We start from the raw sequence: 22063 nt of genomic DNA, 5'->3' as shown, positions 1-22063 counted from the left end.
GGACAGTATCGTCGGCGCACCCCCGGACCGCAGCGCGGGGCTCACGGCAGGGGTCACGTCACCCGATCAGGCGAACTTGATCTCCAGGCCGATGCCCAGGATGCAGATGAGCCACACGACACCGGTGAAGACGGTGACACGGTCGAGGTTCTTCTCGACGACGCTGGACCCGGACAGAGACGACTGCACGCCACCACCGAACAGGCTCGACAGGCCGCCGCCCTTGCCGCGGTGCAGCAGGACGAAGACGAGCAGGCCGATGCTGGTGACCACCAGCAGGATGTCCAGGAACGTGCGCATGATGGCCAATGTTACAGGCCGCGCGCCGCCGAACGACGAAGGGCACGTCGCGTGTGCGACGTGCCCTTCGATCGGTGATGCGCGGTGGGTCAGGGAAGCGGTCCCCCGGCGGCGATGGCACACAGGGTGGCGAACTCGTCCGCCTTCAGCGACGCTCCGCCCACCAGTGCACCGTCGACGTCGGTCTGGCCGACGATCTCGCCCACGTTCTTCGAGCTGACCGATCCGCCGTACAGCACACGGACCGCCGCCGCCGTGTCGACGTCGGCGAGCGACGCCAGCTCCTGACGGATGGCTCCGCAGACTTCCTGCGCGTCCGCGGCACTGGCCACGCGGCCGGTACCGATGGCCCACACCGGCTCGTAGGCGACGACGATCTTCCCGATCTCCTCAGCACTCAGACCCGCGAGGGACCCGCGGAGCTGCTCGACGTTGAACGCCACGTGCTCGCCGGCCTCCCGCACCTCGAGACCCTCACCGATGCAGACGATCGGCACGAGTCCGTGCTTCAGCGCGGCCTTGGTCTTGGCGAGCACCGCCTCGTCGGTCTCGCCGTGTCCGGCGCGACGCTCCGAGTGCCCGACCACGACGTACGTGCAGCCCAGCTTGGCCAGAAAGGCACCGCTGATGTCGCCGGTGTAGGCGCCGGAGTCGTGGGGCGAGAGATCCTGCGCGCCGAACGTGAGCAGGAGCTTGTCGCCCTCGATCAACGTCTGGACACTGCGGATGTCGGTGAACGGCGGGATCACCGCGACGTCGACCTTCTCGAAGTACTTCGCTGGCAACGAGAAGGCGATCTTCTGCACCAGGGCGATGGCCTCGAGGTGGTTCAGATTCATCTTCCAGTTACCGGCGATGAACGGGGTCCTGGCCTTACGGTCGAGCGAAGCTCGTGGAGATGTCATGGTTCAGCCCTCCAGTACCGACAGGCCGGGGAGCTGCTTGCCCTCGAGGTACTCGAGGGAGGCACCGCCACCGGTGGAGATGTGCGAGAAACCGGCGTCCGGGAGACCCAGCGTGCGCACGGCCGCGGCGGAGTCGCCACCGCCCACGACACTGAACGCGCCCTTCGTGGTCGCCGCGATGATCGCCCGAGCGATACCTTCGGTGCCCTTCGAGAACTTCTCGAACTCGAAGACTCCGGCGGGACCGTTCCAGAAGATGGTCTTGGCGTTGCTCAGCACCGCCTCGAAACGGTCCACCGAGTCGGGCCCCACGTCCAGACCCATCCAGCCGTCGGGGATCTCCGACGCCTTCACCGTCTTCGACTCCGCGTCGGCGGAGAAGCTGTCGGCGACGACGAAGTCCGTCGGAAGGTGGATGACGTCACCGAAACGCTCGAGCAGGTCCTTGCACGTCTCGATGCGATCTTCCTGCAGCAGCGACGTGCCCACGGAATACCCTTGCGCCGCAAGGAAGGTGAAAGCCATGCCGCCGCCGATGACCAGCGTGTCGACCTTCGGCGCCAGCGCCTCGATGACACCGATCTTGTCGGACACCTTGGAGCCGCCGAGCACCACGGCGTAGGGACGCTCGGGGGTCTCGGTCAGCTTCGTCAGGACGTCGACCTCGGTCGCGACCAGCGTGCCCGCGTAGTGCGGGAGCAGCGTCGCGACGTCGTAGACCGACGCCTGCTTGCGATGCACGACACCGAAACCGTCGGACACGAACGCGGCGTCGTCGCCGGCCAGCGTGGCCAGTTCCTTCGCCAGCGCCAGCCGCTCGGCGTCGTCCTTGCTGGTCTCGCGCGGATCGAAGCGGATGTTCTCGAGCAGGAGAACGTCTCCGTCGGTCAGACCCTCGGCGCGAGCCTCGGCGTCCTGACCGACGACGTCACCGGCGAGCTGGACGTGGCGTCCCAGCAGTTCGCCGAGCTTCGCCGCGACCGGAGCCAACGAGAACGCGGCGTCCGGCTTGCCCTCCGGCCGGCCGAGGTGCGCGGTCACGATGAGCTTGGCACCCGCCTCGAGCAGCGTCTTCAGCGTCGGGAGCGACGCCTCGATACGGCCGGCGTCCGTGATCTGCCCGTCGTCGAGCGGAACGTTGAAATCGGCACGGACGAGGACGCCGCGTCCGTCGACGCCCTCGTCGATGAGATCCTGCAGTGTCTTGACGGCCATCGGGTCAGAGCGACTTTCCGACGAGTCCGATGAGGTCGACGAGACGGTTGGAGTAGCCCCACTCGTTGTCGTACCAGGAGACGATCTTGACCTGGTCCTCGATGACCTTGGTCAGGCCCGAGTCGAAGATCGACGACGCCGGGTCGGTGACGATGTCGGAGGAGACGATCGGTGCGTCGGTGTACTTCAGGATGCCCTTCAGCGGGCCCTCGGCCGCAGCCTTCATGGCCGCGTTGATCTCCTCGACCGAGGCGGTCTTGCGCACCTGGGCGGTGAGGTCGGTGACCGAACCCGTGGGGATCGGGACGCGCAGCGCGTAGCCGTCGAGCTTGCCGAGCAGCTGCGGGAGCACCAGGCCGATGGCCTTCGCGGCGCCGGTGCCCGTGGGCACGACGTTGAGCGCGGCGGCGCGGGCGCGACGCAGGTCCGAGTGCGGACCGTCCTGCAGGTTCTGATCCTGCGTGTAGGCGTGGATCGTGGTCATGAGGCCCTTGACGATGCCGAACTCGTCGTCGAGCACCTTGGCGATGGGGCCGAGGCAGTTGGTGGTGCACGAAGCGTTCGAGATGATGTTCTGGCTGCCGTCGTACTTGTCGTCGTTGACGCCCATGACGATGGTGATGTCCTCGCCCTTGGCCGGCGCGGAGATGATGACCTTCTTGGCACCGGCGTCGATGTGGCCCTGAGCCTTCGACGCGTCGGTGAAGATGCCGGTGGACTCGACGACGACGTCGACGCCCAGGTCTCCCCACGGCAGGGCGGAGGGACCCTCGCGCAGCGAGAGAGCCTTGATCTTGCGGTCGCCGACGACGATGGTGTCGTCGCCCTCGAGCGAGACGTCGTGCGGGAGGCGGCCGAGGATGGAGTCGTACTTGAGCAGGTGAGCGAGCGTTGCGTTGTCGGTGAGGTCGTTCACCGCAACGATCTCGATGTCGGTGGTGCCGAGCGCCTTCTGCGCATCGACCGCCCGGAAGAAGTTACGTCCGATACGACCGAAGCCGTTCACGCCAACCCGAACCGTCACTGTTCGCTCCTTTGTGTTGAAACTCGTGTTCCTCGTCGATGCACGGGTCGTGCATCGGTTTCCTCCACCGCACGTGATGGTGCGGACGTGTCCGTCACGGGCGACCGAGCCGCTCCGTGACCTGTGATCACCCTAATGGTTCGGGGTGGTGCAGTTCTCGGTCAGGCACCCGCGCTCATGCCTCGTCGAGCAGGTCGGCCGTGACGGCCGACTCCGTGTCCGGGATGCCCGAGTCCTTCGCCTTGCGGTCGGCCATGGACAGCAGTCGGCGGATCCGGCCCGCCACCGCGTCCTTCGTCATGGGCGGATCGGCGAGCTGCCCGAGCTCCTCGAGCGACGCCTGCCGGTGCTGCACGCGCAGGTGACCCGCCGCGGCGAGATGGTCCGGGACGTCCTCGCCGAGAATCGCGAGCGCCCTCTCGACCCGCGCCGCGGCCGCGACGGCCGCCCGCGCGGAGCGTCGCAGGTTGGCGTCGTCGAAGTTCGCGAGACGGTTCGCCGTGGCCCGCACCTCCCGGCGCATCCGGCGCTCCTCCCACGTCAGTCGAGTGTCCTGGGCGCCCATCCTCGTGAGGAGGACACCGATGGCCTCGCCGTCGCGTACGACCACGCGATCGGCGCCGCGCACCTCTCGGGCCTTGGCCGCCACACCGAGCCTGCGGGCGGCGCCGACCAGCGCGAGTGCTGCCTCGGGTCCGGGGCAGCTGACCTCGAGCGCGGACGATCGACCGGGTTCGGTGAGCGAGCCGTGCGCGAGGAACGCACCGCGCCACGCCGCCTCGGAATCGGCGACGGTGCCGCCCACCACCTGGGCGGGAAGTCCGCGCACCGGCCGACCACGCATGTCGAGGAGCCCGGTCTGGCGCGCCAGGGCCTCGCCGTCCTTGGCCACCCGGACGATGTAGCGGGTCGACTTGCGCAGCCCGCCCGCGCCGATGGAGTGCACGTCCGCGTTGTAGCCGAACAGATCGAACACCTCGCGCTTGAGCCGCCGGGCGATGGACAGCTGGTCCACCTCCGCCTCGACGACGACGCGACCGGCCACGATGTGCAGCCCCCCGGCGAAGCGCAGCAACGCGGCGACCTCCGCCTTGCGGCAGCTGACCGCCGTGATGGTGAGGCGGCTCAGTTCGTCCTTGACATCGGCTGTCATGGCCACGACGTCGATCCCTTCCTGCTGTCGGTGCTGCTGTCGAGGTCGGCCCGGTCGGCGCCCTCGAGAACAGCGGCGAACACGGCCGCGAGCTTGCTCGGGTCGTGTGCGTGTGGTGTCGCCCCCGCGACGTCGGCGTGGATCACGTCGGCGCCGAACACCGCGGCGGCCCGCGCGAGGTGATCACGCTCGGACCCCGGCGGCACCGACGTCGAGTCGACCACCACGTGATGCACCCGAAAACCCGGCGCGTGTTGGGACAGTACGTGGAGATGACGCTCCGCCGAGAATCCCGTGGTCTCCCCCGGCTCCGGCCCGAGATTGAGCACCAGCACCTTGCGGGCCTCGGTGGCGCGGAGCGCCGAGGCGAGCTCGGGCACGAGGACGTGCGGCAACACGCTGGAGAACCAGGACCCGGGTCCGAGGACGACCAGATCGGCGGCGCCCACAGCGGTGACGGCCTGCTCGGTGGCCGGCGGATCCGACGGGCGCAGTCGGACGCGCCGCACCTTGCCGGGGGTGGTGGCGACGGCGACCTGCCCACGGATGACGCGGCTCACGCGCGGGTCGGACTCGAGTCCCGACACGTCCGCCTCGATGTCCAGGGCGATGGGCGACATCGGCAGCACCCGGCCGTCGACACCGAGCAACCGCGCGGCCTCGTCGAGTGCGGCCACCGGGTCACCGAGCACCTCGGACAGTCCGGCGAGCAGAAGATTGCCCACCGAGTGCCCGGCGAGCGCGCCGCTGCCGCCGAAGCGGTGCTGCAGGATGTCCGCCCAGAGCCTGCCCTGCGGAGAGTCTGCGGCCAACGCCGCGAGCGCCATCCGCAGATCGCCGGGCGGGATCATGCCGAGCTCCGCGCGTAATCGGCCGGACGACCCGCCGTCGTCGGCCACGGTGACCACCGCCGTCACCCGGGTGGAGAGCGACCGTACGGCGGACAGGGTCGCGTAGAGGCCGTGTCCGCCGCCGAGCGCGACGATGTGCGGAGCGTCGTCGTCGCCGCGTCCGCCGTCCGCGCTCACTCTCGACCCAGGTCGCGGTGCACGACGCGGACACTGGTGTCGGCATCGGCACGCAGCCGTTCGGCGAGCGCCTCGGTCATGGCGACGCTGCGATGCTTGCCGCCGGTGCAACCGACGGCGACGGTCATGTACCGCTTGCCCTCGCGCCGGTAGCCGGCGAGCGTCATCGTCAGCAGGCGGTGATACAGCTCGAGGTACTCCTCCGCGTCCGGCTGCCCCAGCACGTAGTCCCGCACGCCGGCGTCCTTGCCCGTGAGGGGGCGCAGCTCGGGGATCCAGTGCGGGTTCGGGAGGAAACGCATGTCACACAGCACGTCCGCGTCGAGCGGTACCCCGTACTTGAAGCCGAAGGACTCGACAGTGACGGCCACGGTGCCCACCACGTCGTCGCCGAACGCCGCGGCGACACGATCGCGCAGACCGTGAACGGAGAGCGAGCTCGTGTCGATGACGATGTCCGCGGCCTCCTTGACGGTGGCCAACCGGGCCCGCTCGTCCGAGATGCCTTCCGTGAGCGTGCCGTCCACACCGTAGTTCTGCAGCGGGTGGCTGCGGCGCACCGATTCGAATCGCCGGATCAGCACGTCGTCGGACGCGTCCAGGAACAGCACGCGCGGGCGCACCCCGTCCGCTGCCAGGTCGGCGAGCAGGGTGCCGACGTCGCCGTTGAACAATCGGCTGCGCACGTCGACCACCAGGGCGAGCCGCTCGATGCCGGGGTCCGAGGTGCGACCGATCTCGATCATGCGAGTGATCAACTCGGGCGGCATGTTGTCGGCGACGTACCAGCCCAGGTCCTCGAGGACCTTGGCCGCCGTGCCGAGCCCGGCACCGGACAGCCCTGTGACCAGAGCGACGTCGATGTCGGAGTGCGGTCGAACGGGGTCACCCACCTGCTCTCGCTGCACGTTCACTCGTCCCGGTGTCCTGTTCCTCGATGCGCGGCCACCGACAGCGGCTCACCGGACGGTGCCGGCAGCTCGTCACGGTCGCTGCCGTCGGTGCGTTCATCATGTCGTACCGGGGCGCTGTCCGCTTCGTTGTCGGGGACCGCGGTCGGTTCCGACGTGGCCGCGGCAGCCGACGCGTCCTGGTCCCGTGGAACTCCCAGTGCCTCGAGGACGGCGCGTGCCGTCGTCTCGCCGATACCCGGCACCTTCACGATCTCGGACACCTCGGCCTGCTTGAGCTTGGCCACCGAGCCGAAGTGCGTCACCAACGCCGTGCGACGCGCCTCACCGAGCCCGCGCACCGAGTCCAGCGCGGACGCCGTCATGCGCTTGGACCGCTTGCTGCGGTGGAACGTGATGGCGAAGCGGTGCGCCTCGTCGCGAACCCGCTGGAGGAGGTACAGCGACTCGCTGGTGCGCGGCAGGATCACGGGGTCGCTCTCCCCCGGTACCCACACCTCCTCGAGCCGTTTCGCGAGGCCCACCACCGCGACGTCGGTGACGCCCAGCTCGTCGAGCACCTCGGCCGCCGCGGCCACCTGCGGTGCGCCGCCGTCGACGACGAAGAGGTTCGGCGGGTAGGCGAAGCGGCGGGGCCGACCCGTCTGCGGGTCGAGGGAGGCCTCGGGAGCCAGATCGCCGCCGGAGTCCTTGCCGTGACGCAGGAACCGTCGCCGTGTGACCTCGGCGATGCTCGCGACGTCGTCCGAGTGACCGTCTCCCGCAGCCTCCTTGATGGAGTAGTGGCGGTAGTCGCTCTTGCGCGGCAACCCGTCCTCGAACACCACCAGCGACGCGACCACGTCGGTGCCCTGGACGTGCGAGATGTCGATGCACTCGATGCGCAACGGTGCACTGTCGAGGTCGAGCGCTTCCTGGATGCCCTGCAACGCTGCGGAGCGCGACGTGAAGTCGCCCGCACGCTTCATCTTGTGCTGCTGGAGCGCTTCGACGGCGTTGCGATACACCGTCTTGGCGAGCTCCTTCTTGTCGCCGCGACGAGGCACCCGTAGCTGCACCGCGGACCCGCGCAGCGAACTGAGCCACGCCTGCACCTCGTCGGCGTTCGGCGGCAGGACCGGAACGAGCACCTCGCGGGGTACGGCGTTGGCAGCGGCGTCCTCGGTGGACGACGACAGCGAGGCCTGCTCGCCGTAGAACTGGGTGAGGAACTGCTCGACGAGCGCCGGCAGATCGGACGCCGCCTCCGCGTCCACGGGAGTGTCCTGCGCCTCGGCAGGGTCGTCGGCCCCGGCGGACGTCGCCTCGGCCGCGACCGCGGCGTCGATCACCTCGCCCGCCTTCTCCACGACCCACCCGCGCTGGCCGCGCACGCGACCGCCGCGGACGTGGAACACCTGGACCGCCGCTTCGAGGTCGTCGCTCGCGAAGGCGACGAGGTCCGCGTCGGTGCCGTCGCCGAGCACCACGGCCTGCTTCTCGAGCGCGCGCCGCAGTGCCCCCACATCGTCGCGCAGCCGGGCCGCCGTCTCGAAGTCCAGGTCCTCCGACGCCTTCTGCATCCGGTTCTCGAGCTCGCGGACGAGTTTGTCGGTCTTGCCGGACAGGAAGTCGCAGAAGTTCTCGACGGTCGCACGGTGTTCGGCCGCCGACACGCGTCCGACGCACGGCGCCGAGCACTTGTCGATGTACCCGAGCAGACAGGGCCGACCGATCTGGTTGTGCCGCTTGAACACTCCAGCGGAGCACGTCCGCGCCGGGAACACCCGCAACAGCAGGTCCAACGTCTCGCGAATCGCCCACGCGTGCGCGTACGGGCCGAAGTAGCGCACACCCTTGCGCCGGGGCCCGCGGTAGACGAACAACCGCGGGTACTCCTCGTTGAGCGTGACCGCGAGCATCGGGTAGCTCTTGTCGTCCCGGTACCGGACGTTGAATCGAGGATCGAACTCCTTGATCCAGTTGTACTCGAGCTGGAGCGCCTCCACCTCGGTGGTGACGACGGTCCATTCGACGCTGGCAGCCGTGGTGACCATCTGACGCGTGCGCGGATGCAGGCCGGCGATGTCGGCGAAGTAGGAATTGAGACGGCTGCGCAGGCTCTTCGCCTTGCCGACGTAGATGACGCGGCCGTGCGGATCACGAAATTTGTAGACCCCTGGCTCGACCGGAATGGTTCCGGTGGCCGGGCGGTACGTAGCGGGGTCGGACACAGCTCCACGGTAGTCGTCGTGACCGACAGTCGAAATCCGCCGTTCGGGCTGCGAACCACGCGAGGACGCGGTGTCATGGATCGGTGACTTCCCGCCGATCACTGACTCGTCCTCTCGCCCTCGCGGCCGTCGTCGCCCTCACCGCAGTGTCCTGCTCCTCGGGCAGCGGTGACGACGCTTCCGGCTCGGCCCCCTCGTGCGTCGCGGGCGGAGGCGGCACCCCCGTCACCGCGGACGCGGGCACGGGACCGGACGGTGCGCCGGAGGTCGCCACCGGCTACCGCACCGGAATGACCGCGGTGCGCACCGCCACGTACGCGGTGTCGACCGCCAACCCGGTGTCGACGGAGGCGGCGTGCGAGGTGCTGCGCGACGGCGGGACCGCGGCCGACGCGCTGGTCGCGGCGCAGACGGTGCTCGGACTGGTCGAACCGCAGAGCTCCGGTATCGGCGGCGGCGCCTTCCTCCTCTACTACGACGCCGAGTCGAGGACTCTGCGTGCCTACGACGGCCGTGAGACGGCCCCCGCCTCTGCCACTGCGAACTACCTGCGCTTCGTGGACGACACGGCTGCCCCCGGTGCGCCCGCCGATCTGTCCGTGCCGAAGCCCGATGCCCGATCGAGCGGCCGCGCGATCGGCGTTCCCGGCGTCGTGCGCATGCTGGACGACGTCCACCGCGATCACGGGAGCAAGGAGTGGCGGTCACTGTTCGATCCGGCCATCGCGCTGTCCGACGACGGCTTCGAGATCAGTCCTCGGATGGCGTCGTCCATCGCGGGCTCGGCGCCGGAACTGGCACTCGATCCGGCCTCTCGCGACTATTTCCTCGAGCCGGACGGCAGCCCGAAGGCAGCGGGGACGACGCTGACGAACCCCGCGATGGCCAAGACGCTCGGCGCGATCGCCACCGAGGGTGCCGACGCGTTCTACACCGGTGCGCTGGCGCAGTCCATCGTCGACGCGACGGCGGACACGACGGGCGGGCGCACCCCCGGCCGGCTGACACTCGACGACCTCACCGGATACGAGGCGAAGGAGCGGGACGCGGTGTGCGTGCCGTACCGCGACACGGACGTGTGCGGCATGCCGGGCCCGTCATCGGGCGGTATCGCGGTCGCGTCCACGATGGGCATCCTGTCTCACTTCGACATGGCGCAGTACGCACCCGCCTCGCCCGATGCCGACGGCGGAGTCCCCGACGCGAAGGGCGTCCATCTCATCGCCGAGGCGGAGCGCCTCGCGTACGCCGACCGCGACAAGTACGTCGCCGATCCCGACTACATCCCCCTGCCCGGTGGCAGCCCCGCCGAGCTACTCGATCCGGACTACCTCGAGCAGCGCGCCCGCATGATCGATCCCGCCCGCAGCATGGGCACGGCTCAGCCGGGCGACTTCGGTCCGATACCCCTGAGCAGCTACGCCGGACCGGAGGCAGGGACCAGTCACCTCAGCATCGTGGACAGCGCGGGGAACGTCGCGTCGATGACCACCACGGTGGAGTCGGCGTTCGGCTCCTTCCACATGACGAACGGCTTCCTCCTCAACAACCAGCTGACCGACTTCTCGGCCGCACCCGAGGGGCCCGACGGGGTACCCGTGGCCAACCGCGTGGAGCCCGGCAAGCGTCCCCGCAGTTCCATGGCGCCGACGATCGTGTTCGACCGCGGGGACGACGGTGCGCGGGGTGACGTGCGGCTGGTGACCGGATCACCCGGCGGTTCGGTCATCATCCAGTTCGTCGTGAAGAACCTCGTCGGCATGCTCGACTGGGGTCTCGATCCGCAGCAGGCCGTGTCCGCCGTCAACGTGGGTGCGGCCAACGCGCCGACGACGAACGTGGGCGGCGAGCACCCGAACATCGACGCGCAGAACGACGGTGCCGCGGATCCGCTGGTGTCGGCTCTGCGGGCGATGGGCCACCAGGTGTCGGTGGCCGATCAGTCCAGCGGCTCGAGCGCCCTGGTCCGAACGGCCGACGGCTGGATCGGCGGTGCAGATCCCCGACGCGAGGGTGTCGTCATGGGAGACGGGATCGAGTGACCTCGGTCAGCTCGCTGCGGCGTACTTCTGCTCGAGAGACCGGAACGTACGCGCGGCGTGCACCGCGTACTCGCGATCGTTGGACTGGATCGCCATGACCGGCACGTACTCGTCGTCCGGCAGTTCCACGCGAGCCCAGCTCGATCCGGGCGAGAAGGACAAGCCGCGCACGAGGTCCCACGGAATCAGTTTCTCGGTGACGAGGTTGCGCACCAGCACGCCCTGCGCACCGACCTTGATCCGCGGACGAGTCAGCAACAGCACGCCCGCCGCCATGCCACACCCGATGGCGATCATGGCGAACTGGTCCACGCGCTGGAAGAACACGCCGGTGTTGCCGGTCCGCAGCAGAATCCCCAGGGTGGTGTGCACGATGACGAGGAGAGCGGCGACACCGACGGCGTACTTCGCGCTCTTGCGCGGCCGCGCCTCGAGTTCCCACTGCTGACTCGCTGTGTCGGTCACGACGGACTCCCGTGACGCAGGCCCTTCAGCGTCAGCGCCGTGTCGACGGCCGCCGCGACGGCCTGCGCACCCTTGTCCTCCTTGGACCCGGGAAGACCTGCGCGATCGAGTGCCTGCTGCTCGTCGTTCACGGTGAGTACTCCGTTGGTGACCGGGGTGGACTCGTCCAGCGACACTCGGGTCAGCCCGGCGGTCACGGCGTCGCACACGTACTCGAAGTGCGGTGTCCCGCCCCGGATCACGACGCCCAGAGCGACCACCGCGTCGTGGGTGCGGGCGAGCTGCTGTGCGACCACGGGGATCTCGATGGCTCCGGCGACACGCACGAGAGTCACGTTCCGCAGTCCCACCTCGTCGGCCTTGCGGAGTGCGCCGTCCACGAGTGCCGTGCTGACCTTCTCGTGCCATTGGCCCGCGACGATCGCGACCTCGAGGTCCTCGGCGCCCGAGAGCTGCAGTACCGGTTCGCCCTCGCCGCTCATCAGAGGCCGCCCGCATCGGGGGTGACCACCGGCGTCTCGAAATCGTCCAGTCCGACGAGGTCGTGGCCCATCCGGTCACGCTTGGTACGCAGGTAGGTGAGGTTCTCGGCGTTGGCACGCAGCGGCATCGGCACCCGCTCGGTGATGTGCAGGCCGTAGCCGTCGAGGCCGACCCGCTTGGCCGGGTTGTTGGTCAGCAGACGCATAGACGAGATGCCCAGGTCGACGAGGATCTGCGCTCCGATGCCGTAGTCCCGCGCGTCGGCGGGCAGGCCCAGCGCGAGGTTGGCGTCGACGGTGTCGGTGCCGGCGTCCTGCAGCTGGTAGGCCTGCAACTTGTGCAGCAGGCCGATGCCACGGCCCTCGTGACCGCGCATGTAGAGCACCACTCCGCGACCCTCCTGCGCCACCATGTCGAGCGCCGCGTCCAGCTGCGGACCGCAGTCGCAGCGCAGCGAGCCGAACACGTCCCCGGTCAGACACTCGGAGTGGACGCGGACCAGCACGTCGCTGCCGTCGCCGTCGGGCCCGGCGATGTCGCCGCGCACCAGCGCCACGTGTTCGACGTCCTCGTAGACGCTCTGGTAGCCCACCGCACGGAACTCGCCGTGCGCCGTCGGGATGCGCGCCTCGGCGATGCGCACCACGTGCTTCTCGTGCTTGCGTCGCCACGCGATCAGGTCGGCGATGGAGATGAGCGCGAGGTCGTGGTCGTCGGCGAAGACACGGAGCTCGTCCGTGCGGGCCATCTCGCCCTCGTCCTTCTGCGACACGATCTCGCAGATGACGCCGGCCGGGCGCAGATCCGCCATCCGGGCGAGGTCGACCGCGGCCTCGGTGTGGCCGGGGCGGCGCAGCACGCCACCTTCCTTCGCCCGCAACGGGACGACGTGACCGGGACGGGTGAAGTCGTTCGCACCGGTGTCGGGGTCCGCGAGCAGACGCATGGTCGCCGCGCGGTCCGATGCCGAGATCCCCGTACCGATACCGACGCGAGCGTCGACGGTCACGGTGTACGCGGTGCCGTGCTTGTCCTGGTTCGTGGAGTACATGGGAGGCAGTCCGAGGCGATCGCAATCCTCGCCCGACAGCGGAACGCAGAGGTATCCAGAGGTGTACCGCACCATGAAGGCCACCAGCTCGGGTGTGGCCTTCTCTGCGGCGAAGATGAGATCGCCCTCGTTCTCGCGGTCCTCGTCGTCGACGACGACGACGGCCTTGCCGGCGGCGATGTCGGCGACAGCGCGCTCGATGGTGTCGAACCTGGTCACGCCGTGCGCTCCCCACGTCTGCTGCCCGCAGTGTCGGGCAGATCCTGTGTTCTCAAGACTACGACCCCCGCTGCGGGGGCCGATGTTCAGTCGACCTTCTGCAGCCGCTCGACGTACTTGGCGATCACGTCGACCTCGAGGTTGACCTGCGTTCCCGCCTCCGCCTCGCCCAGTGTGGTGAGCGACAGGGTGGTAGGAATCAGGGAGATCTCGAAGTACTGATCGTCCTTCTCGCCGCCCAGTGCGGACACCGTCAGCGACACCCCGTCGACCGTGATGGACCCCTTGTGCACGACGTATCGCGCGATGTCACGGGGCAGCGAGATGCGTACCACGGTCCAGTTGTCCGACGGGGTGCGCGAGAGCACCACCCCGGTCCCGTCGACGTGGCCCTGGACGAGATGCCCACCGAGCCGCGACGCGAGCGAGGCGGCACGCTCGAGGTTGACCGGTGACCCCACGGCCAGGGACTGCAGTGACGAACGGTTCAGTGTCTCCTGCATCACGTCGGCCGTGAACGCGCCGTCCGCGACCTCGACGACGGTGAGGCACACACCGTTCACGGCGATCGAGTCCCCGTGCGACGCATCGGAGGTGACCAGCGGGCCACGCACGGTGAAGCGAGCCGCGTCCGCCAGATCCTCCTTGGCGGTGACACTGCCCAGTTCCTCGACGATTCCGGTGAACATGCTCGTCATCCTCTCGGCACCAGCTGGTGCAGTGATCTCTGTTCGGCTCAGTGGTCGGACGACCGTAGCGGAGCGAGTCGGACGAGCAGATCGTCGCCCAGCGTCTCCACCGACTCTCGTCGAAACCTCATCGCATCGGCAATTGTTCCGACACCCGTCCCCCGCACGGCGGTCGGACCCTCGCCCAGCGCGACAGGGGCGAGGTACGCCGTGACGCGGTCGACCAGGCCCGCCGACAGGAACGCTCCGGTGAGCGTCGATCCGCCCTCCAGCACCACGTCGGTCAGATCAGCGAGGGCCTCCATCACCGCGAACGGGTCGCGGGTGCGCACGACGCGGGTGGGGGCGGAGTCGTCGAGGATCCGAGACCCGGCAGGGATGTCGCGCAGCCCGACGACCACGCGCACCGGCTGGTGCGCAGCGAGCGACCCGTCGGGCAGTCGCGCCGTCAGCACCGGATCGTCGGCGAGCACGGTCCCGGTACCGACCACCACAGCATCGATCCGCGCGCGCTCGGCGTGGACGTGTGCGCGAGCGGACTCCCCCGTGATCCAGCGGCTGGTGCCGTCCGGCGCCGCGGTGCGGCCGTCGAGCGTGGCGGCGTACTTCCACGTGAGCATCGGGCGCCCGGTGCGCTGCCGATGCAGCCAGGCACGCAAGGGCCCGGCCTCGGCGAGATCGGCGAGAACGCCGGACCGTACCTCGACGCCGGCACCGCGCAGAGTCTCCGCGCCGCCGGCCGCCAGCGGGTTCGGATCGCCGAGCGCGTGCACGACGCGGACGACACCCGCGCGCAGCAGCGCCTGCGAGCACGGACCCGTGCGTCCCGTGTGGTCGCACGGCTCCAGCGTCACCACGGCGGTGCCGCCGCGCGCTCGCTCGCCCGCCTGCGCTAGCGCGGCGATCTCCGCGTGGGGGCCGCCCGGTGCCGCGGTGGCGCCGACTCCGACCACCAGCCCGTCCCGGTCCAGGACGACGGCGCCGACGGGAGGATTGGGAGTGCTGACACCGCGCGCCGCGACCGATGCCTCGATCGCCCGCCGCATCGCGGCATCGATCGGGTCGAGGCTCCCGGTCACCGGCCGAACAGGTGGGGCGACGCGCTCGCGGCGGACTCACGCAGCGAACGCACGGCACCCGCGGGGTCACTGGTCGAGTACACCGCCGAGCCCGCGACGAAGCAGTCGATGCCCGCGGCAGCGGCCTGCTCCACGGTGTCGGCGTTGATGCCGCCGTCGATCTCGATCACCAGCGTCAGTTCACCCGAATCGACCAGGCGGCGGACGGCGCGAGCCTTGTCCAGTACCTCCGGCATGAAGCTCTGGCCGCCGAATCCCGGTTCGACGCTCATGATCAACAGCGTGTCGAAGTCCTTCAGGACCTCCAGGTACGGCTCGATCGGGGTACCGGGCTTGACCGACAGCCCGGCCTTCGCGCCCGCCGCCCGGATGTCGCGAGCGACGGCGCGCGGATCGTCGGTGGCCTCGGCGTGGAACGTCACGTTGTACGCGCCGGCCTCGGCGTAGGGCGGCGCCCAGCGGGCGGGGTCCTCGATCATGAGGTGGCAGTCGAGCGGGATGTCGGTCGCCTTCAGCAGGCTCTCCACCACGGGCAGACCCAGGGTGAGATTCGGGACGAAGTGCGCGTCCATCACGTCGACGTGCAGCCAGTCGCTGCCCGCGACGGCCGCGGCCTCGTCGGCGAGCCGCGCGAAATCGGCGGACAGGATGGACGGTGCGATCATCGGGTGCTGCGGAGTCGGGGCCACGGGCGATCAGCCTAGTAGGTCCGGATCCACCTGCATCAGAGCGTCGTCGATGTGGCCGGCGAGGAGGTACTGACCCTCGTCGGTCGGGTGATCACCGTCGTCCTGGATGATCAGCGGGTCGGCCAGCCACTCCTGCGGCAGCGCGTCGACGTAGTCCAGCCCGGCCGACACCGCGGCGGCGGAGACCGCGGCGTCCACGTCCCACATCTCCTCGCTCACCGGCTCCCCGCTCCAGATCGGTCCGATGACGACGATGTGGGCCTCGGGTGAGCGCTCGCGCAGCGACGCGTACAGGTCGGTGGCGTCGGCGAGCACGTCCGCCGGATCCGCGTCGACGTCGTTCTCGCTGCCGACCACGAGGATGACCGTCGGGTTCTCCTCGGTGGCATAGGCGACCTGGTCCGCGAAGGTGCCGAGATAGTCGTCGCCCGCCTCGTAGCCGGCGCCGCCCAGGCTCGCGTTGGTCACCTCGAATCCGTGTTCCTCCGCCAGGACGTCCGGCCAGACCACGTCGTTCATGGAGCCGGCGGAGAACGAGTCGCCGATCACCGACACACGGACCGCGCTCCACTCCGACTCTGCCGCGACCACCCGCTCCGCGTCGGCGGTCCGCGCCGAGGCTGTCCCTGCCGTCACCGACGGGGACAGCGAGCAGCCACCCAGCACCGCGACCGAGGCGAGGGCGGCCACCGCTGCCCCGGCCGTGCGGTGTCGAAGGAGTCGCGGAGTCACGTTCCTGTTGTACCCGCGAGTCGTTGCCGACCGGTAACGAGCGCGGTCAGGAGGCATCCTTGCGCAGCGCGGCGAAGAACATGGCGTCCGTTCCGTGCCGGTGCGGCCACAGCTGCACCGACGTTCCCGAGGCCGCCCGCGGCACGCCGGGCGCGAGCGTCGCGGTGTCGAGCGCGGTCAGACCGTGACGTCGGACCGCATCGGCCACGACGCCGACCGTCTCGGACAGATGCGGCGAACACGTCGAGTAGACGACGACTCCGCCCGGCCGCACCAGCTCCACTGCTGCCGCGAGCAACTCGCGTTGCAACGTCACCAGACCCGCCACGTCGCTCGCCTGACGACGCCACCGCGCCTCGGGGCGACGACGGAGTGCGCCCAGACCGGTGCAGGGTGCGTCGACGAGGACGCGGTCGTATCCCGCGTCCAGTCCGCTCGCGCGACCGTCCACCGCGTGCACGGTGACCGGGAGATCGCGCACCGTCTTGCGCACCAGGTCGGCTCGATGCTCGGACGGTTCCACGGCATCGACCGTCGCACCGTCGATCGCCGCGATGGCGCCGAGCAGCGCAGCCTTGCCGCCGGGGCCGGCGCACAGATCCAGCCACCGACCTCCGTCCGGCCCGTCGAGCTCCGCGAGCGTCAGAGCCCGAGCGACCAGCTGACTGCCCTCGTCCTGGACGCCGGCCAGCCCCTCACGCACGGCGTCGAGACGACCCGGATCGCCGCCACTGTCCAGATGCACCGCATAGGGCGACCACGGTCCGGGCTCACCGCCGGTGATCGACGCGAGCTCGTCCGCCGAGATCTCGCCGGGTCGCGCCACCAGGTGCACCAGCGGGCGGGCGTCGTCGGCGGCGAGCGCCTCGTCCAGCTCCGCCGCGTCCGCTCCCAACGCGTCGTTGAACGCCTGTGCGATCCAGGCGGGATGTGCGTGCCGGAACGCCGAGTGACCCACCGGATCTCGCTCCGCGTCGGGAGCCAGCAACTCGACCCACTCTGCTTCCGTGCGCTCGGAAACCCGGCGCAACACGGCGTTGACGAACCCTGCCTGCCCCTGCCCGGCCTCGCTGCGCACCAGGTCGACCGACGTCGCCACCGCCGCGTGCGGGGCCACCCGCGTGCGCAGCAACTGGTACGCACCGAGCCGGATGACGTCCAGCAGTCGACCGTCGATGTCCGACACCGGACGCGAGGCCGCATGCTCGACGACCGCGTCCAGCACCCCCTGCGCGCGGGCCGCGCCGTAGGCCAACTCCGTCGCGAGGGCGGCATCACGCTCGTTCAACCGGCGATCCCGGAGCAGACCCGGAAGCACCAGGTTCGCGTACGCGTCACGTTCCCGCACCGCGCGCAGGACGTCCCGTGCCGCGATCCGTGCGGGGTCCAACCCCGCCTCGGCGGGATCGGGGCGACCCGGCTGCTTCGGACGCGAATTCCCGGACCGCTCACCGGCCTTTCTCGAACCCCCGGCCACCGCCGGCCGGCCTCCAGCCTTCCCGCCGGCCTTCCCGCCACGCTTACGAGGACCGCCGGACCCCGGTGTCTGCTCACCGCTCATCGTGCAGTCGCTCCGTTCACATCGCGGGCGCCGCGCGCCCAGTCGGTCGCTGCCATCTGCTTCTTGCCGTGCGGCTGCACGAGCCCGAGCGACACGGCCGTCGTCGCGGTACCCACCAGGACCGCCTTCTTCCGTACCTCGACGAGCCCGGGTTCGAGCTCCTCGTCGGTGATCGTCACCGGACCGATCTTGACGCGGACGTCGCCGATCTCGGTCCACGCTCCGGGTGCCGGTGTCACACTGCGGACGTGCCGGTCGATCAGGTGCGCCGGGCGACCGAAATCGATGCGGGCCGATTCCACGGTCACCTTGGGCGCGTGTGACACGCCGTCGCTCGACTGCGGAACCGCCTGCAGTGCACCGTCGTCGATCCCGTCGAGGGTGGACGCGAGCAACTGGCTCCCGCTGTCCGCGAGCCGGGTCAACAGATCCCCGGCGGTGTCCGTGGGGCGCACCCTCTCGGTCACGACGCCGTACACCGGACCGGTGTCCAGCCCCTGCTCGAGGAGGAACGTCGACGCGCCGGTGACCTCGTCACCCGCGGCGATCGCGGCCTGCACCGGCGCGGCCCCGCGCCAGGCCGGCAGCAGGGAGAAGTGCAGATTGATCCAGCCGTGTCGCGGGATGTCGAGCACGGGCTGCGGCAGCAGCGCGCCGTAGGCGACGACGGGACAGCAGTCCGGTTCCAGATCGCGGAGCGCGGCCATCGCCTCGGGGTCGGACGGCTTCGCGGGCTGCAGCACCGGGATGCCGTGCTCGTCGGCCAGCATCGCAACGGGCGATCGCACGACCTTGCGCCCTCGACCGGCCACCGTGTCGGGTCGGGTGAGCACACCGACCACCTCGTGACGGGAGGAGTCGAGCAGTCGCCGCAGCGACGGGAGAGCGGGGTCGGGAGTACCGGCGAAGACGAGGCGCACGCCGTTCACCCTATGCGGAGCGGGTCGACCTGGATTCGCAACGCCGACGCGGTCTTCTTCGCTCCCACCACTGCCCGTGCCTCACCGAGTGCGCGGGAGAGGGCGGCACCGGACGATCGTGGGACGCGGACCAGCATCCGCTCGACGGGCGCGGACGAGTCGGCGTCGATCTCGCTGCCGAACGGCAGCCGCTCGCCGGGTGGCAGGTCCACGGGTCCCAGCGTGACGGCGTCGTCCGGGAGCCGCGCCGAGTCCAGCAGGGCGCGCAGCGATTCGGTGGTGCCGTCCACGGCGGCGATGTGCACCGCGGGTGGAAACCCGACCTCGGTGCGTTCGGAGAGTTCGGTGCGCGCGTGTCCGACGGGGTCCCACCGCACCAATGCCTGCACGGTGGGAAGTCCCGAATCGGCGACCACGACCACCTCACCGCCCTCGGCCGACGGGCGCACGAGGGTGGCGGCGGCCATCCAGCGGCGAAGGGTCTGCTCTGCGGCGCGCAGATCCGCTCGACCCAGCAGCGCCCACCCGTCCAGCAGCAGCGCGGCACCGTAGCCGCCGTCCGCGACGGGTTCGGCGCCCACGGTGGACACGACGATGGCCGGGCCGGCCGGCACCGTGTCGAGCACCGAGGTGCCGCCGGACTGTCGCACGGTGACGCCGCTGAACGCCCGGCCCAGCTCCTCGGCGGTCCGTCCTGCGCCGACCACGACGGCGCGCAGTGCTCGTGAACCGCACGTGGGGCACGAGTACGACGGGTCGGCGGTGCCGCACCACTTGCACGTGGGGCTGCCCGCGCCGTCGGCACCGGGCGCGGACGGCAGCGCCAGGGGTCCGTGGCACCGTCGGCACCGGGCGGGCGTCCTGCACTTGGAGCAGGACAGGGAGGGCACGTACCCGCGCCGCGGGACCTGGACCAGCACGGGGTGCCCGGCGGTGAGCGACGCTCGGGCCGCCGCGAAGGCGATCGCCGGGAGTCGCGCCGCGCGCGCTCCGGGGTCGCGGGCGAGCGCGTGGTCGCTGTCCGCGAGGGCGGTGACCCGTGGAACGCGCCCGCGGACGGTGTCACGGGTGGCCACGAGATCGTGCGCCCACCCCGTCTCGACCAGAGCCTGTGCCTCCGCCGTCCGGGAGAAACCGCCCACCACGGCGGCGCACCCGGCTCGGTGTGCACGCAGCAACGCGACCTCACGGGCGTGGGGGTACGGCGCGCGCGGCTCCGACAACGAGTCGTCGCCGTCGTCCCAGACGACCATCAATCCCGGGTCGTGCACCGGGGCGAAGACGGCGCTGCGCGTGCCGATCACGACGCGAGCGCGGCCACGAGCGGCGGCGAGCCACCGTCGGTAGCGTTCGGCGGGACCGAGCCCCGCGGCGAGCGCGACCACCGCGTCGTCGTCGAGGACGGCTCGGCAGGCCGTGTCCACGCGATCGAGATCGCGCTGGTCCGGGACGACGAGAACGGCTCCCCGTCCCGACGACACGGCCACGGCTGCCAGGTCGGCGAGCCGGGCGGCCCAGTCCTCCCCCGGCAACGCCTGCCAGACCGCCCGCGGCGCCCGACCGCCGCCGAGCGCGTCGAGGAACTCGGCGCCGTGCCGGTACGCGGACCACTCGGCGCGGCGAAGGACGGGGATCGACTGCGCACCGGAAGCGAGCGATTCGTTCTCCACCCGCGCGTGGCGGGGTGGAACCGCGAGACGAAGAACGTCCGGACGGGTGCCGGCGTAGCGCGTGGCGACGGCGTCGACGAGACCGAGCAGTTCGGGGCCGAGCACCGACTCGGCGGAGACCACCTTGTCGAGGAAGCCCAGCTTCCCCGGATGGTCGCTGGTGTCGAGGCGGGCGAGCAGGAACCCGTCGACCAGACGGCCGGCGAAGCGGACGCGGACACGCACACCGGGTTGCGCCACGGCATCGAGTTCGGCGGGGACGACGTAGTCGAAATCGCGATCGAGGTGGGACAACGCGAGCATGGGAAGCACGCGGGCAATGGGCCGGGTGGGGGCCGGTGAGCGCACACCGGATGCGGTGGCACTCACCGACCGACCCCTTTCAGACGATGATCACGAAGTGGAGCGAGACGTCACAGACCTGCGGCGGACCGCAACTTCTCGGCACGGTCGGTGTTCTCCCACGGCAGATCGATGTCCGTGCGGCCGAAGTGGCCGTACGCCGCGGTGGGCGCGTAGATCGGACGCAGCAGGTCCAGATCACGGATGATCGCGCCGGGACGCAGGTCGAACACGTCGGTGATGGCGGACTGGATCTTGATCGGATCCACGTTCTCGGATCCGAACGTCTCGACGAAGAGACCGACGGGAGCGGCCTTGCCGATGGCGTAGGCGACCTGCACCTCGACTCGTTCTGCCAAGTCTGCGGCCACGACGTTCTTGGCCACCCACCGCATCGCGTACGCGGCGCTGCGGTCGACCTTCGACGGATCCTTGCCCGAGAACGCGCCGCCGCCGTGGCGGGCCCAGCCGCCGTAGGTGTCGACGATGATCTTGCGACCGGTCAGGCCGGCGTCGCCCATCGGCCCGCCGAGGACGAACTTGCCGGTGGGGTTGACGAGCAGGCGTACCGACGAGGTGTCGAGCGAGTCGTGCCCGAGCTCGGCCAGTACAGCCTGGAGGACATGGGTCCGGATGTCCGGGGTCAGCATGTTGTCGAGATCGATGTCGGCCGCGTGCTGGGTGGAGATGACGACGGTGTCGAGGCGAACGGCCTTGTTGCCCTCGTACTCGATGGTGACCTGGGTCTTGCCGTCGGGACGCAGGTACGGCAGCACCTCGGTCTTGCGCACCTCGGTGAGGCGACGCGACAGCCGGTGCGCCAGTGCGATCGGCAGCGGCATGAGCTCGGGCGTGTCCTTGATGGCGTAGCCGAACATCAGGCCCTGGTCGCCGGCACCCTGACGGTCGATCTCGTCGTCGGTCAGACCGTCGACGCGGGACTCGTGCGAATTGTCGACACCCTGGGCGATCTCGGGCGACTGCGCGCCGATGGCGACGTTGACGCCACAGGAGTTGCCGTCGAAACCCTTGGCCGACGAGTCGTAGCCGATCTCGAGCACCTTCTCGCGCACGATGTGTGGGATGTCGGCGTACGCGGTGGTGTTGACCTCACCGGCGACGTGAACCTGCCCGGTGGTCACCAGGGTCTCGACGGCGACGCGTGCGCGCGGATCGTCGGTCAGGAGCGCATCCAGGATGGAGTCGCTGATGGCGTCACAGATCTTGTCGGGATGACCCTCGGTGACGGACTCGCTGGTGAAGAGCCGACTGGCGGACGTGCTCACAGATGTTTCCTCTCGTACACGGATGAATGTGTCGACATGATCGAACCGCTCCCCGAGACGCCAGTCGACGATAGACGGAGCCACCG

General features: G+C 70.1%; 20 protein-coding genes. 1 reads left to right on the top strand and 19 read right to left on the bottom strand.

What is annotated here, in order from left to right; all coding sequences use genetic code 11:
* Positions 1–66: 66 nt before the first annotated feature.
* The 8 genes from secG to uvrC form a co-directional block, all read right to left on the bottom strand.
* Positions 67–300 carry a preprotein translocase subunit SecG gene (gene secG / locus OHB23_RS14595; protein ID WP_027505281.1) on the bottom strand — a complete coding sequence of 78 codons (234 nt, stop codon included), beginning with the start codon at positions 298–300 and terminating at the stop codon, positions 67–69.
* An 89-nt stretch (positions 301–389) separates the two neighbouring features.
* The gene (gene tpiA, locus OHB23_RS14590; RefSeq protein WP_222637593.1) at positions 390–1205 is read right to left on the bottom strand and encodes a triose-phosphate isomerase; all 816 of its coding nucleotides are present in this window, start codon (positions 1203–1205) and stop codon (positions 390–392) included.
* A gap of 3 nt (positions 1206–1208) precedes the next feature.
* Complete coding sequence (locus tag OHB23_RS14585) at positions 1209–2420, bottom strand: phosphoglycerate kinase (RefSeq protein WP_056444694.1); 1212 nt, start codon at positions 2418–2420, stop codon at positions 1209–1211.
* Between the two features lie 4 nt (positions 2421–2424).
* Positions 2425–3444, bottom strand: coding sequence for a type I glyceraldehyde-3-phosphate dehydrogenase (gap, locus tag OHB23_RS14580; protein ID WP_027505278.1), 1020 nt, complete (start codon positions 3442–3444; stop codon positions 2425–2427).
* A gap of 175 nt (positions 3445–3619) precedes the next feature.
* Entirely contained in the window at positions 3620–4597 is a 978-nt protein-coding gene (gene whiA / locus OHB23_RS14575; RefSeq protein WP_197027771.1) for a DNA-binding protein WhiA, read from the bottom strand.
* Positions 4594–5625: a gluconeogenesis factor YvcK family protein gene (locus tag OHB23_RS14570; RefSeq protein WP_051613223.1), complete on the bottom strand. Its 1032-nt coding sequence runs from the start codon at positions 5623–5625 to the stop codon at positions 4594–4596. The genes whiA and OHB23_RS14570 overlap by 4 nt, the downstream gene beginning before the upstream one ends.
* Positions 5622–6539, bottom strand: coding sequence for an RNase adapter RapZ (gene rapZ, locus OHB23_RS14565; protein ID WP_051613222.1), 918 nt, complete (start codon positions 6537–6539; stop codon positions 5622–5624). The genes OHB23_RS14570 and rapZ overlap by 4 nt, the downstream gene beginning before the upstream one ends.
* Positions 6536–8749, bottom strand: a complete 2214-nt coding sequence (uvrC, locus tag OHB23_RS14560) for an excinuclease ABC subunit UvrC (RefSeq protein WP_328809777.1) — start codon at positions 8747–8749, stop codon at positions 6536–6538. The genes rapZ and uvrC overlap by 4 nt, the downstream gene beginning before the upstream one ends.
* 83 nt (positions 8750–8832) lie before the next feature.
* On the opposite strand from uvrC, the gene OHB23_RS14555 reads away from it, so the two are divergent.
* Positions 8833–10791 carry a gamma-glutamyltransferase family protein gene (locus OHB23_RS14555; RefSeq protein WP_328809776.1) on the top strand — a complete coding sequence of 653 codons (1959 nt, stop codon included), beginning with the start codon at positions 8833–8835 and terminating at the stop codon, positions 10789–10791.
* A 6-nt stretch (positions 10792–10797) separates the two neighbouring features.
* Here the strand turns inward: OHB23_RS14555 and OHB23_RS14550 are convergent, their stop codons facing one another.
* The 11 genes from OHB23_RS14550 to metK form a co-directional block, all read right to left on the bottom strand.
* Positions 10798–11256 (bottom strand): PH domain-containing protein, encoded by a 459-nt coding sequence (locus OHB23_RS14550; protein ID WP_027505273.1) that lies wholly within the window; start codon positions 11254–11256, stop codon positions 10798–10800.
* On the bottom strand, positions 11253–11738 hold the full coding sequence (ribH, locus tag OHB23_RS14545) for a 6,7-dimethyl-8-ribityllumazine synthase (RefSeq protein WP_027505272.1): 486 nt from the start codon (positions 11736–11738) through the stop codon (positions 11253–11255). The genes OHB23_RS14550 and ribH overlap by 4 nt, the downstream gene beginning before the upstream one ends.
* Positions 11738–13009: a bifunctional 3,4-dihydroxy-2-butanone-4-phosphate synthase/GTP cyclohydrolase II gene (locus OHB23_RS14540; RefSeq protein WP_051613220.1), complete on the bottom strand. Its 1272-nt coding sequence runs from the start codon at positions 13007–13009 to the stop codon at positions 11738–11740. The genes ribH and OHB23_RS14540 overlap by 1 nt, the downstream gene beginning before the upstream one ends.
* 86 nt (positions 13010–13095) lie before the next feature.
* Positions 13096–13698, bottom strand: a complete 603-nt coding sequence (locus OHB23_RS14535; protein ID WP_027505271.1) for a riboflavin synthase — start codon at positions 13696–13698, stop codon at positions 13096–13098.
* A gap of 47 nt (positions 13699–13745) precedes the next feature.
* Positions 13746–14744, bottom strand: a complete 999-nt coding sequence (ribD, locus tag OHB23_RS14530) for a bifunctional diaminohydroxyphosphoribosylaminopyrimidine deaminase/5-amino-6-(5-phosphoribosylamino)uracil reductase RibD (RefSeq protein WP_328811648.1) — start codon at positions 14742–14744, stop codon at positions 13746–13748.
* A 29-nt stretch (positions 14745–14773) separates the two neighbouring features.
* On the bottom strand, positions 14774–15442 hold the full coding sequence (rpe, locus tag OHB23_RS14525; protein ID WP_328811647.1) for a ribulose-phosphate 3-epimerase: 669 nt from the start codon (positions 15440–15442) through the stop codon (positions 14774–14776).
* A 30-nt stretch (positions 15443–15472) separates the two neighbouring features.
* Positions 15473–16198, bottom strand: coding sequence for an SGNH/GDSL hydrolase family protein (locus OHB23_RS14520; RefSeq protein ID WP_307092916.1), 726 nt, complete (start codon positions 16196–16198; stop codon positions 15473–15475).
* 46 nt (positions 16199–16244) lie between these two features.
* A complete protein-coding gene (locus OHB23_RS14515) occupies positions 16245–17759 on the bottom strand; it encodes an RsmB/NOP family class I SAM-dependent RNA methyltransferase (RefSeq protein ID WP_328809775.1) in 1515 nt (504 codons plus the stop codon).
* A complete protein-coding gene (fmt, locus tag OHB23_RS14510) occupies positions 17756–18679 on the bottom strand; it encodes a methionyl-tRNA formyltransferase (RefSeq protein ID WP_056445208.1) in 924 nt (307 codons plus the stop codon). Before fmt ends, OHB23_RS14515 begins: the two co-directional genes overlap by 4 nt.
* A 5-nt stretch (positions 18680–18684) precedes the next feature.
* Positions 18685–20652 (bottom strand): primosomal protein N', encoded by a 1968-nt coding sequence (locus OHB23_RS14505; RefSeq protein WP_328811646.1) that lies wholly within the window; start codon positions 20650–20652, stop codon positions 18685–18687.
* 110 nt (positions 20653–20762) lie between these two features.
* Entirely contained in the window at positions 20763–21977 is a 1215-nt protein-coding gene (gene metK / locus OHB23_RS14500; RefSeq protein WP_328809773.1) for a methionine adenosyltransferase, read from the bottom strand.
* Positions 21978–22063 lie beyond the last annotated feature (86 nt).

It is taken from the genome of Rhodococcus sp. NBC_00294 (assembly GCF_036163995.1).
In the GTDB taxonomy this organism is placed as follows: domain Bacteria; phylum Actinomycetota; class Actinomycetes; order Mycobacteriales; family Mycobacteriaceae; genus Rhodococcoides.
This window is presented reverse-complemented; position numbering and strand designations above follow the sequence as displayed.

Excerpts from the sequence above, each read along its gene's own strand:
- whiA (WP_197027771.1), bottom strand. The coding sequence starts at position 4,597 with ATGACAGCCGATGTCAAGGACGAACTGAGCCGCCTCACCATCACGGCG.
- rpe (WP_328811647.1), bottom strand. The coding sequence starts at position 15,442 with ATGATCGCACCGTCCATCCTGTCCGCCGATTTCGCGCGGCTCGCCGAC.
- OHB23_RS14505 (WP_328811646.1), bottom strand. The coding sequence starts at position 20,652 with ATGCTCGCGTTGTCCCACCTCGATCGCGATTTCGACTACGTCGTCCCC.
- tpiA (WP_222637593.1), bottom strand. The coding sequence starts at position 1,205 with ATGACATCTCCACGAGCTTCGCTCGACCGTAAGGCCAGGACCCCGTTC.
- ribD (WP_328811648.1), bottom strand. The coding sequence starts at position 14,744 with ATGCGGCGGGCGATCGAGGCATCGGTCGCGGCGCGCGGTGTCAGCACT.
- OHB23_RS14515 (WP_328809775.1), bottom strand. The coding sequence starts at position 17,759 with ATGAGCGGTGAGCAGACACCGGGGTCCGGCGGTCCTCGTAAGCGTGGC.
- ribH (WP_027505272.1), bottom strand. The coding sequence starts at position 11,738 with ATGAGCGGCGAGGGCGAACCGGTACTGCAGCTCTCGGGCGCCGAGGAC.
- OHB23_RS14585 (WP_056444694.1), bottom strand. The coding sequence starts at position 2,420 with ATGGCCGTCAAGACACTGCAGGATCTCATCGACGAGGGCGTCGACGGA.
- OHB23_RS14535 (WP_027505271.1), bottom strand. The coding sequence starts at position 13,698 with ATGTTCACCGGAATCGTCGAGGAACTGGGCAGTGTCACCGCCAAGGAG.
- secG (WP_027505281.1), bottom strand. The coding sequence starts at position 300 with ATGCGCACGTTCCTGGACATCCTGCTGGTGGTCACCAGCATCGGCCTG.